The sequence below is a fragment of the Bradyrhizobium sp. 2S1 genome (assembly GCF_011516625.5).
Classification (GTDB): domain Bacteria; phylum Pseudomonadota; class Alphaproteobacteria; order Rhizobiales; family Xanthobacteraceae; genus Bradyrhizobium; species Bradyrhizobium septentrionale.
Genome location: NZ_CP147717.1, coordinates 10337310 through 10348904, shown reverse-complemented (window position 1 = coordinate 10348904; position 11595 = coordinate 10337310). Strand labels below are relative to the sequence as shown.

Below are 11595 nucleotides of genomic sequence, written 5' to 3'. Positions count from 1 at the left end.
GATGATACCCGAAGCAAGAGAAGTCCACCTTTCGAGGAAAGATCGCAAGGTGCTTGAGGCGTGTTGCCGCTCCCCGGTGACGTTGCAGCGCGATTTGAAGCGGGCGCGGATAGTTCTGTTGGCGGCGGATGGACGCAGCACTCGGTCGATCGCCAAGGAAGTTGGGGTCCAGCCGCGGATTGTCAGCCTTTGGCGGCATCGCTATGCCGACCAAGGCCTTGAAGGGCTGCAAGACAAGCCGCGACCGGGCAAGCAGCCAATCTATACGAAGGCCACCGACAAGCGGATTCTGAAGCTGCTGGACAAGCCGCCGCCGGACGGGTTCGCACGCTGGACCGGGCCCCTGCTGGCCGGGGCGCTGGGCGATGTTGACGTCCAATATGTCTGGCGGTTCCTGCGCAGCCACAAGATTGACCTCGCGGCTCGTAAGTCCTGGTGTGAGAGCAACGACCCGAACTTTACGGCCAAAGCCGCCGATGTTGTCGGCCTCTATGTCGCCCCGCCCGCGAAGGCCATTGTGCTGTGCGTGGACGAGAAGCCCTCGATCCAGGCTTTGGAGCGAGCGCAGGGTTATCTGAAGTTGCCCAATGGCCGCGCCTTGACCGGCCAGAGCCACGATTACAAGCGGCATGGCACCACAACATTGTTTGCGGCGCTCGAAGTCGCCACCGGAAAGATCATCGCGGCGCATTCAAAACGCCGACGCCGCGTCGAGTTTCTCGACTTCATGAACAGCGTCACCGCGGCTTTTCCGAACCGGAAGCTTCACGTCATCCTCGACAACCTCAACACCCACAAGAAGAACGAGCATTGGCTCAAGGCCCACCCCAACGTGCAATTTCATTTCACGCCGACAAGTGCGTCTTGGCTCAATCAGGTCGAGGTATGGTTTTCGATCTTGCAGGGGCAGTCGCTCAGCGGCACCTCCTTCACAAGCCTCACGCAGCTTCAGGAGCACATCGATGCCTACGTCAACGCATACAACGACAGAGCCGAGCCCTTCGTCTGGACCAAGAAAAAGGTCCGTCAACGCCGTTTCAAAGGCCGCCGTATCACTCAGCTCTGATTCTGGGTACTAGAGTTTGCGCTGCGTAAATCCACCCGGCTGGGAGGAGCGACGACGATGAAGGCCTCGAAGTTTTCGGACGCCCAGAAGGCGTTCATCCTGAAGCAGGGCAGCGACGGGGGTGCGGTGGCGGAGATCTGCCGCAGGGCCGGGATCAGCCAGGCGACCTACTTCAATTGGGAGAAGAAGTATGACGGGCTGCTGCCGAACGAGATGCGACGGTTAAAGCAGCTCGAGGAGGAGAATGGCAAGCTGAAGAAGCTGGTCGCCGATCTGTCGCTCGACAAGGAGATGCTGCAGGACGTGATCCGCCGAAATGTATGGTCTGCCCCGCCCGTGCAAGGCTCTTGAGCGATCCGACTTCGACAGTCTGCGTAAATGTATCCGGCCTCTCGCGAGTGGGCTGCGGTTGCAGCCAGGCCATGATGAGATCAGCACGCCGCGTTCCCAGATAGTTTAGTTAATCGGGCATGTTTTCGGCGAAGGGCTTACGCGGCGCCGATCAACTGTCTCGTCATCAGGACTCGAACCTCGCAGTCTGCTGCCCGGGCTTGCGGGAATGCGGGAAGGCGCCGCTCGTAGGTCGAGCCGGGCCGCGTAAAGGATGACCGTACGCATACGACGGAGGCCGCCTGATTGACGCATGCGCGCGGGCACGGCGAGGTCTATGATGGCATTGGGTGAAGGGTGAAGGTCAGGCGGCCTGCTGATTGGCTGGCTTGTCGGCCTGGCGCAGGAGCTTCCATTCCCAGGGCAAGAGCTCGTGCAGACGCGATGCGGGATGATCGGCGATACGGGCCAGGACGTCGGCGAGCCAGGCCTTGGGATCGACGTCGTTGAGGCGACAGGTCGTGATCATCGTCAGCATGATGGCGGCACGGTCGGCGCCGCGCTGGCTGCCGGCGAAGGTCCAGTTGCGCCTTCCCAAGGCGATGCCCCTCAATGCGCGCTCAGCGCAATTGTTGGTCAAGCAGATCCTGCCGTCGTCGAGGAAGCGGGCGAAGCCGTCCCAGCGCCTGAGCATGTAGTTAATCGGCTTCAGGACCTCGGAGGAACGCGAGAGGGTTTCGCGCTCGCGGAGCAGCCAGGCATGCATGTCCTCGAGAAGTGACTTACTCTGTTCCTGGCGAGCGGCACGCCGCTCGCCGGCACCGCGGCCGTTGATGGCGCGCTCGATCTCGAACAACGTATCGAGGCGTCTGACAGCCTCCAGCGCGATCGGGGAGACCGGTTTGCCTTTCTTGCCTTCCCGAGCATTTTTCTCGATATCAGCCAGCTCGAAGAAGCCCCGCCGCGCATGGGCCACGCAAAACGCCGGCGTAATCGGCAGCGCCTTCTTCTGCGGGTCGAACAGCGGCTCGAAGCCGCTGTAGCAATCCGCCTGCAAGATGCCGGCGAAGGCGGCCAGATGTCTCTGTGGATGCTCGCCTCGTCGGTCGCTCGAGGCGTAATAGACCGCTGCCGGCGGCGCAGGCCCGGCGAACGGCCGGTCATCCCGCACATAAGTCCAGATCCGCCCGGTCGTGCACTTGCCCTTCGCCAGAATACGGATGGTGGTGTCGTCGCCATGAAGGCGCTCGGCAGCGAGCACGTGGCGTTCGATCAAGTGGAAGAGCGGCATGACGGCGAAGGTCCCGTGGCCGACCTGGTCGGCCAGCGTCGACAACGGCAGGTCGATCCCCTCGGCCTTAAAGCGCGCACTCTGGCGGTTGAGCGGGATATGCATGCCGAACTTGTCGAACAGGATCGTCGCCAGCAATTGTGGGCCGATGAAGCCGCGCGGCGTGGCATGGAACGGCGCGGGCGGCTGGCTGATCTTCTCGCAATCGCGGCAGGTGAACTTCTCGCGTACCGTCTCGATCAGCTTGAAGCGGCGCGGGATCTCCTCCAGCGTCTTGGTCACATCCTCACCGATCTTCGCCAGCCGCGATCCACCGCAGCAGGCGCAGGTCGTTGGAGTCTCAATGACGACGCGCTCGCGTTCGATATCGTCAGGCCATGGCTTGCGCACCGGCCGCTTGCGCATGAAGGGGCGGACGTTCTGCGTCTTCGCCGCTGCGGCCTGTGCGGCAAGCTCATCCTCGCTCGCCGTGGTGACGAGTTCTTCGAGCTCCAACTCCAACTGCTCGAGCAGCCGTGCCGAGCGCTCGGATCGCTGCCCGTGCAGTTCGCGTTTCAGCTTCTCGATGCGCAACTCGAGATGAGCGATCAGCGCCTCGGTATCCGACAGTTTCGCCTGCGCATTCGCGGCTTGCGCCTGCCAGTTGGCGGCCTTCGCCTCGGCTTTCTGTCGCGCCTCACGCTCGGCCTGCAGCGCCGCCAGGGCACTGACAAGGTCCGATGGAAGATCATCCGGCTTCGATATCATGGAGCCATTGAATCAGATCGAGCAGCAGATTCAAACCGTAAAACGACTATCCGACCCGCGTCGGACGCTGGGTTTCTTGAGGGTTGCGCCAATCGATCCCGGACAACAGATAGCTCAACTGCGCCGGAGAGATCGTTACCGATTCACCAGCAACCGATGGCCAGATGAACCTGCCTCTCTCGAGTCTTTTGGTGAACAAGCAGGCGCCCTGGCCATCGTGCCAAATGACCTTCAATAGATCACCGCGTTTGCCCCGGAAGCAGAAAAGACCGCCGCCCATGGCGTCGCGCTTGAGCACTTCCTGCACGCGCAGAGCCAGGCTCGGAAAGCCGCACCGCATGTCGGTATGGCCCGTCGCCAGCCACACCCGCACGCCCGTCGGGATCGGGATCATCGGCGCGCCAGGCCCCGAGCAATTCGAACGACCGCCTCGATATCCGCACCGGGGCCGAAGACCACGCGCAGCCCCTGAGGGCTCACGATTTCGATCTGACCTGTCTCGACAGCTTCCGTCGTTGGCGGCGTACTTGCCGCAACTATCGCAGGGACGAATGTCGGGCCGATCGAATCCTCTTCGGCCGGATCATGACAGGTCCAAGCCTTGCGCCAGCTCAGCAGAAGCTGACGTGATATCCCATACCGGCGAGCCGTCGCCGACACCAGTCGTGGCCCCGAGAAGCTCTCCTCTACGATTCTGAGCTTCTCCGCACGCGTCCAGCGTCGCCGCCGACCGGTCTCCACCAAATCCATGCGGCTCAGCACCGCACTGTCCTTATGTCCGTCCATAAGGACAGTCAGCTACAGATCGGAAAAACTCGCAAGACGGCCGCCCTCGGACGGATACGGATGACCCAGGCCACCCGCGCAATCTTTGCAGCCAGGGCCACGGTGACCTTGTTGGTATGCATGCGCTTTTCGAGGCCGGTCAGCCACGAACCCAGGCGATTGGAAGTACGGTTCAGATGCATGACGCATGACCTTGCGCCGTAAATCAGCAGCCGTCTGAGGTAGTGATTGCCTCTTTTGCTGATCCCGAGGAGGGTCGTCTTACCACCCGTTGAGTGTTCGCGAGGGACCAACCCAAGCCACGCGGCGAGGTCCTTGGCCCTTCGGAACTGACTAGCATTGCCGGCGCTCGCGACGAATGCCGTCGCCACCAGTGGGCCTATCCCGGGAACAGTCATGAGCCGGCGCGTTCGTTCGTCACTCGCCGCCAAAGCCTCGATTTCACGAGTGATCTCGGCGATGCGGTGTTCGATGTGACCTGCCACTGAATTTTCATCCGGCAGCAGTTAGAGTCTCGGGGCTTTGTACGCCAAGTGGCGCGGGTGGAGCAACGGACGATCGGCGGAGCTGGTCGGGGTTGGTGCGCCACGACGGCGCGAAGAAGGAGGTAGATCAATTGACCTAAAGCCTTCAAGCAGCCTTGCTGTGCAAGAGATGAGGGTAGGCCCCTCGGGCTCGGATTGCAGGATCAGAGTCCAAACCACCACAAGCTGCTTCGACACAACGGTCGAGGTGGTGAGCGTTGTTGGAAAAGGCGGGCGCAAGCCCGTCAGGTAAGCCTCAGGAAGGCGAGCGGAAGCGAACCGCCGATGAAGCATCGAAAACCAGTACAGACGTTGTCGAAACCAAGGGTTCAACCCTTCCTTGGGAGCAAGCCTATCGGGAGCCTGGTTACTGGATGGGTGACGACCGGTGTAGAGGCGGCGCGATCCTGATGGCAGGCTCTTACACGGAACGTGGGAACCTGTGTCGTGATGCCAAGGGAGAACCTGAAAGCGGCAGCACCGCTGAGGGGAGAGTACCGATGCACGGCGCAGGGGCGGACGGGTTCGCAGTAGTGATGAAGCCTGGTAATGCAGGTGGAGCGAAGGGACCCGATCATCTGGCCAACGACAACAGCCAACCCGCAATGGGGATGAACTGATGTCCGAGGCAAAGCCGTATGATATCTCCAAGCACCTTGTTTGGCAGGCTTGGAAACAGGTCAAAGCAAACCAAGGGGCCGCGGGCGTGGATGGCGTCTCCGTCGCGGCGTTCGAAAAGGACCTGAAGAGGAATCTCTACAAGGTCTGGAATCGCATGTCGTCGGGGACGTATTTTCCACCGCCTGTTCGTCTCGTGGAAATCCCCAAATCCGATGGCAAGAGTGTCAGGAAACTCGGCATTCCCGCCGTCGGAGACCGAGTGGCCCAGACGGTCGCAAAGATGGTCATAGAAAAGGAAGTGGAGCCAGTCTTCCACCCCGACTCTTACGGCTATCGGCCCGGACGCTCTGCGCTCGATGCGGTGGGGAAGGCGCGCGAGCGCTGCTGGAAATTCGATTGGGTCATAGACTTGGACATCAAGTCGTTCTTCGATACGATTCCATGGGACCTGATGGAAAAAGCTGTAGCCCACCATGTGGAATTGGGCTGGGTTCGTCTCTACGTCAGACGGTGGCTGCAAGCCACCGTGGAGCGGAAAGACGGGACCCGCGACGAGCGAACACGAGGAACCCCTCAGGGTTCTGTCGTCTCGCCCGTACTCTCCAATCTCTTCATGCATTATTGTTTCGATGCATGGATGCAACGGACCTTCTCACACCTGCGCTTCGAAAGATTCGCTGATGATGCGATCGTCCATTGCTGGAGTGAGGAGGAGGCCAAAGCCGTACTGGGAGCGATCCGTAATCGCCTTGCCGAGTGCGGTCTGGAACTCCACCCGGAGAAAACCCGGATCGTCTACTGCAAGGACAACAATCGGAGCGGAGGGTACGAGCAAATCACGTTCGACTTCCTCGGCTACACGTTCCGGCCGCGCAAAGCTCGGGACAGCAAGGGTGAGAAGTTTGTCAGCTTCGCACCGGCCATCAGCCGCAAGGCAGCCAAGGGAATCCGGCAGGCTATCCGCGAATGGCGGGTGACAAGCAGGAGCAACCAAACGCTGGAAGACCTAGCCAAACTGATCGACCCTGTCGCGAGAGGATGGCTGAACTACTACGGGCGGTTTTACCGCTCGGAGTGCGTCAACGTCCTTCGTCACGTCAACATGGTGCTCACCCGGTGGGTGATGGGGAAATATAAAAGGTTCAAGCGCCGGAAAACTGCGGCCATATCCTGGCTAGGACGTCTCGCAAAACGAGCGCCAAGCCTGCTGTATCTGTGGAAAGTCGGCATCAGACCAACGGCTGGATGATAGAAGCCGGATGAAGCGCGAGCTTCACGTCCGGATTCGTGAGCGCCTGGGGGTGAAATTCCCCCGGGCGACTCGACCGCAGCCGATCGTCCGTTGCGGTGAGGTGGGCGGCATAGGCCGCGGGGGTCAGGTATCTCAGCGACGATCGAGGCAAAATGCCCGCATTTGGCAGACGAGCTGAGTTCGCAGGCCAACCTTCTGATCTCGGATGCGGTGCAGCGCCTGGATGTCGACCTGGGCTTCCGATTTGATCTCAACAAAGCGCATCGCGGGTCGGGTGGCGGCCTCGGCGATCGCTTCCGCATCGATGATATCGTTCTTGTTGGACTTCACGTAGGGCTTCACGAACTGCGCAGGTATCACTCGGACCACGTGCCCAAGCTCTTGTAACTTGCGCGCCAGCCATTGGGAGCCTGGGCAAGCCTCCATCGCGACGGCCGTACGCTGCGCGGCGTCGAAGAACTGCAAAAGTGTGTCGCGGCGGAGCTTTACTTTTTGAATGACTCTACCGCGTGCGTCTGTTGCTACGACATGGAAAACATTCTTTCCGATATCGATGCCGAAGACAGCGGCAGGCTGAGGCTTGTTGCGCAACATTTTTCTGGTCCTTTCTCGGTCGAAAACTCGCCGCGCAGTATGCGCGGGTTCGGCGGGGCAGACCATCGCATTAGCTATGAAGCCTGGCCGGAAGCGCAAGCTGTCGACGAGGTCCGCAGCGAATGGCAGGTCTCGATCCGCAGGGCCTGTGACGCTCTCGAATTTGACCGCTCGATCCATCACTACAAGTCCCGTCGCTCCGGCCAGGCTGACCTCGAACAGAAGATCAAGGAAATCTGCCATATTCGCATCCGCTACGGCTACCGCCGTGTTCACGTCCTGCTGCGTCGTGAAGGCTGGCGCCATGGCCAGAACAAGACGCGGCGCATCTATCGCGAATTGGGCCTGCAATTGCGCAACAGAACGCCCAAGCGCCGGGTCAAGGCCAAGCTGCGCGATGATCGCAGGCCGGCGACACGATCGAACGAGACCTGGGCGATGGATTTCGTCCACGATCCTGGCGACCGGACACAAGTACTCCTTCTCGGCGGATTCCACGCGTGCTCGTTCCTCAGCTCTCTTCCCGGGGATGTTGTAATCATAGGCCGATCCACGCTTGGCATGGCTGGTGGGTAATCCAGCGCGCAGTTCGATGCTCCGGAACTTGCGTGCCAGCAGGGCCGGCCTGGTCCAGATGTAGTCAGTGCTCTTAGTCAGCATATGCCAGATGATCATCGTCAGCTTCCGCGCCGTCGCGACTGCCGCGATGTGCTTGCCGCGTCGTGAAGCCACGCCCTGGAAGAATGCACGCAGCGGTCCCGGCGAACGGGCTACAGCCCATGCTGCTTCGACGAGCATTCCGCGAGCTTGGCCGCGGCCCTGCTTGGTGATCCTGTCCGATCATGATCGAGCTGATTCGGATAATGGCGGCAATCGGCATCGCGCTGGTCGAATCAATCGTCGCCTGGTTCGAGACCAAGGCCGTGCTTGAGCGAGGGCAACTCTCAGGCCAGTCAGCACGGCCTGACTCGTCACCGGACAGCGGATCATAATTTCTGACATATCGAACTCGGCTGCAACTGAGCGTTGCTATATATTCATGACAGCGCGCAGTGTGAGGCTCAGAGATGAGAAAGAGCGACGTAATATGTTCCTGCTGCGGCGCCGGTTTTCGTCGCCTCGAATTATCATCACAGCCCGGGAAGAAAGGCGAGTATCGCTGCCCGGCTGACCTTGCCCCGCGGGTTTAATCCAGTTTGAAGTTCGTTCTGGCCCACGACAAGGACCAGAGCATGAAGCGCAGCCGCTTTTCGGAAGAGCAGATCATCGGGATCTTGAAGGAGCATGAGGCCGGCGTGTCGGTCGCCGATCTGTGCCGCAAGCATGGCGTCAGCGACGCCAGCATCTACAAATGGAAGGCCAAGTTCGGCGGGCTGGAGGTTTCGGAGGCCAAGCGGCTGAAGACGCTGGAGGATGAGAACACGCGGCTGAAACGGTTGCTGGCCGACGCCATGCTGGACAACGCAGCCTTGAAGGACCTCGTGGGAAAGAAATGGTGACGCCCGCGGCCAAGCGGAAAGCTGTCGCCCATCTCCGAGACGCCTTCGGGATGAGCGAACGGCGGGCGTGTAAAGCCATCGGCTGCTGTCGCATGACCATGAGATACCAGACGACCCGGGCGGACGATGCCGGTCTTCGCCAACGCATGAGGGCGATCGCCCACGAGCGCCGCCGCTTTGGCTATCGGCGCCTCCACGTTCTGCTCAAGCGGGAGGGCTATGTGATCAACCACAAGAAGCTGTTCCGGCTCTACCGGGAAGAGAAGCTTGCGGTGCGTCGCCGTGGCGGCCGCAGGCGGGCGATCGGGACCCGGGCGCCGATGACGGTGCCGATGGCGCCGAACGACCGCTGGTCGCTCGACTTCGTATCGGATCAGCTCACCGATGGTCGCCGTTTCCGTATCCTCACCGTGGTCGACGACTGCACCCGCGAGTGCCTGGCGCTGGTGGCCGACACCTCGCTCTCGGGCACCCGGGTGGCGCGGGAGCTGGACCGGCTGATGATTGAGCGCGGCAAGCCGAAGATGGTGGTCAGCGACAACGGCAGCGAGCTCACCGGCAACGCCATCCTGACATGGGCTGATCAGAGCCGCGTGGCATGGCACTACATCGCGCCGGGCAAGCCCATGCAGAATGCCTTCATTGAAAGCTTCAACGGCCGGCTGCGCGATGAACTGTTGAACGAGACGCTGTTCATGTCGTTGGCCCAGGCCCGTGTCGCGCTCGGATGCTGGCGGGTCGATTACAACGAGGCACGACCACACTCGCAGCTCGGATGGAAGACGCCGTCCGAGTTCGCCTTCACCTGCCACCTGCGGCGGGAGCTGGCGCTGCGCTATGCCGAGGGCTCCGCGCCAGCTCCCGCCGCTGCCACCGCCCAACCGGGCAAATCCAACAGCCGGGGCGAACTCAGGACTGGATAAAACTTGGGGGCAAGGTCATACAAGATCGTGCGCGATAGCGGCGCTGACCTCGTCGAACAGCATCTCGAGCATCATCCGCAGGCCTGCCGCACCTTCGCGCGGGGATTGGCACTCGCACGCTTCCAGCCGGACGCAGCATCGCCAATCCGAAGGATGCCGAAAATCTCCAATTGCTCCACGCCATCTCTACTTTCGCCGCGCACCACAAGAACAAGGCGCTGGTCCGGCATCCTTTCGAAGAAACTCACGATGGCGAGACCGTCAAGTTTTATGCCGAAGAGGAGGACATTCTGATCATCTGCCGAAGCTTGGTGTCCCGATGATCATGCGTCGGATCCAAAATGCGCGTCGATCGCTGCTGCACTTAGAAGCGACGCCTTTGCGACCAAAGTGCCATTTGAAGCCGGTGTTCGACAGCTTCTTCCGCGTTTTCCGCGAAACCTGAATCCAGGTTTGAGCGGCTTGCCCGTCCGCAATCGCAGGAACCGCTCGAGGGCCACGCCCGGCGCGCACCGCAATCCTTAGAAGGCGGCTTGCTTGTCGCGTGCGGCCCGGCGAACCGACTGTACCAGGTCGGCGATGTCGCGACGGATCGGCCACATCGCATCGAACGAGTTCCTAATAAGATGGGACCTGCTCTTCATTGATCAGACTAGCAGGCTCGTAAAGAATGATTCGGTGACCTCACTGACTGACGGCTCCTTCTCGTTAGAAGTGGCGACGGTGACGAATTGGTTTTTGCAGTTCCAGCAGTGCCAAAGATCCTGGACTTCCTGCGCGTTGGCGCGTTCATACCATTCGAGATGGACTAACCCAGAACCACACCGAGGACACTGTGGTTTTGAGATCGATGTCATGTGGAACCTCCTTCGTTTCGCATTGTGCAGCGTGCCATTCCTGGTAGTTTCGGAAATGATCTGTATCAAGATTGCTCGTGAGAGATGAGCCGCGCGGTAATTGCCGCGTACTTAAAGATCGGCGACGATCCGGGATCGAAAGCCTTCGCTTGTGCAGTCAAGTCGGCATTTGCCTTAGATCAAGAGTTTACGATTGCGGCTGGCTGTTCCCGCAGCTTCGCCTTCTCAAGCGTAACGAGATCACGGCAGCCCTCGCAGGCAAGTTGTGGTTCGTCGTGAGGCCCCGGCATAGCGTACTCATATCCATAGCCGGAAGCAGGACCGGGAGGATTGGAGCCGAAAAGCCCGTGGCCTTGCCCCGGATCGTCCTTAAGGACGCAGCGAGGACAGTACCGGTCGGCGGCCTTGCCGAGTTGGCATCCAAATTCTTTCCGAAGGGCGTCTCCCTGCCACGTCGTGCCATCGCGCCTGACGAGCTTTCTGGCGCGCGCGAAAGCATGGCGTTCAGCCGCGTCGTCGCCAATACGGATCGTCTGGTCCAAGTGGAAAGGGCAAACCGCTATGGCATGGGTCGTTTCCAGCGCGTAGTGTACGGCTGAACCGAGATCATCCGCGTAATAGGTTCCGGACATGCGCGCCTCCTGCTCGGACGTAGCGGGCTCGGAGTACCTGTTGGTCCGAGCCCATAGCCTAAACAGCTTTAGACAGGCAGGTTGTTCGGCTACACCGCTTGTCTAGCGCGATACAGCAACCGTGTTTTTGATGTAGCGCAAAGAAGCTCCGCTCTTGGTCAGAGAAGTGCCAGCTGCGTATGCCGCCCGGGTGTTGCCGTTGCGGCAAGCGTGCCCCCGGCGTGTAGAGGATGCCCATTCACCCGGACCCACAGCAGCAGGATTAGGGACAGATTCGCGTGGCCGAAAGCATCGCGGATAAGTTTCACGCATCTATGATCGGCGTTTCTGCGTCCGCCATCGATCCTCCCTTTGTCGCCGAGGGGTGATCATCGATCAGACTACTGAAGAGGATATCAGTAAGCGCGGCCTTCTACGCACCTTTTTATGTTGAGAGAGCTGATGCATGAGGTGTCCACCAAATGTGAGGTGGA

The 11595-nt window shown here is 60.5% G+C and carries 7 protein-coding genes and 5 pseudogenes; 5 read left to right on the top strand and 7 right to left on the bottom strand.

All coding sequences use genetic code 11. The annotated features are described in order from the left end of the window. Position 1 precedes the first annotated feature (1 nt). Both HAP54_RS49230 and HAP54_RS49225 read left to right on the top strand, forming a co-directional pair. On the top strand, positions 2 to 1066 hold the full coding sequence (locus HAP54_RS49230; protein WP_166204319.1) for an IS630 family transposase: 1065 nt from the start codon (positions 2 to 4) through the stop codon (positions 1064 to 1066). Between the two features lie 57 nt (positions 1067 to 1123). Continuing rightward, positions 1124 to 1381: pseudogene (locus tag HAP54_RS49225) on the top strand (transposase); the annotation flags it as partial. A 379-nt stretch (positions 1382 to 1760) separates the two neighbouring features. On the opposite strand, the gene tnpC reads toward HAP54_RS49225, so the two are convergent. The 4 genes and pseudogenes from tnpC to HAP54_RS49205 all read right to left on the bottom strand — a co-directional run. Further along, positions 1761 to 3434: an IS66 family transposase gene (gene tnpC / locus HAP54_RS49220; RefSeq protein ID WP_166205228.1), complete on the bottom strand. Its 1674-nt coding sequence runs from the start codon at positions 3432 to 3434 to the stop codon at positions 1761 to 1763. Positions 3435 to 3480: 46 nt separating this feature from the next. Then, entirely contained in the window at positions 3481 to 3828 is a 348-nt protein-coding gene (gene tnpB / locus HAP54_RS49215) for an IS66 family insertion sequence element accessory protein TnpB (RefSeq protein ID WP_063676425.1), read from the bottom strand. After that, on the bottom strand, positions 3825 to 4220 hold the full coding sequence (gene tnpA / locus HAP54_RS49210) for an IS66-like element accessory protein TnpA (protein ID WP_166202956.1): 396 nt from the start codon (positions 4218 to 4220) through the stop codon (positions 3825 to 3827). The genes tnpB and tnpA overlap by 4 nt, the downstream gene beginning before the upstream one ends. 8 nt (positions 4221 to 4228) lie before the next feature. After that, a pseudogene (locus HAP54_RS49205) lies at positions 4229 to 4693 on the bottom strand (IS110 family transposase); the annotation flags it as partial. 670 nt (positions 4694 to 5363) lie between these two features. Between HAP54_RS49205 and ltrA the strand changes: the two are divergent. Further along, positions 5364 to 6614, top strand: coding sequence for a group II intron reverse transcriptase/maturase (gene ltrA, locus HAP54_RS49200; RefSeq protein WP_166208664.1), 1251 nt, complete (start codon positions 5364 to 5366; stop codon positions 6612 to 6614). 144 nt (positions 6615 to 6758) lie between these two features. Here ltrA and HAP54_RS49195 read toward each other — a convergent pair. Next, positions 6759 to 7211 (bottom strand): annotated as a pseudogene (locus HAP54_RS49195) (IS110 family transposase); the annotation flags it as partial. Positions 7212 to 7284: 73 nt separating this feature from the next. Between HAP54_RS49195 and HAP54_RS49190 the strand changes: the two are divergent. Then, positions 7285 to 7667: pseudogene (locus tag HAP54_RS49190) on the top strand (IS3 family transposase); the annotation flags it as partial. Positions 7668 to 7685: 18 nt separating this feature from the next. On the opposite strand, the pseudogene HAP54_RS49185 reads toward HAP54_RS49190, so the two are convergent. Next, positions 7686 to 8045, bottom strand: a pseudogene (locus HAP54_RS49185) (IS110 family transposase); the annotation flags it as partial. A 398-nt stretch (positions 8046 to 8443) separates the two neighbouring features. On the opposite strand from HAP54_RS49185, the gene HAP54_RS49180 reads away from it, so the two are divergent. Beyond that, positions 8444 to 9633 (top strand): IS3 family transposase gene (locus HAP54_RS49180; RefSeq protein WP_166307225.1). Its coding sequence is split into 2 segments (ribosomal slippage): positions 8444 to 8693 and positions 8693 to 9633, totalling 1191 coding nucleotides; the frame shifts between segments, so codons are not numbered across the junction. Between the two features lie 1036 nt (positions 9634 to 10669). Here the strand turns inward: HAP54_RS49180 and HAP54_RS49175 are convergent. Then, on the bottom strand, positions 10670 to 11122 hold the full coding sequence (locus HAP54_RS49175; protein WP_175619335.1) for a hypothetical protein: 453 nt from the start codon (positions 11120 to 11122) through the stop codon (positions 10670 to 10672). Positions 11123 to 11595 lie beyond the last annotated feature (473 nt).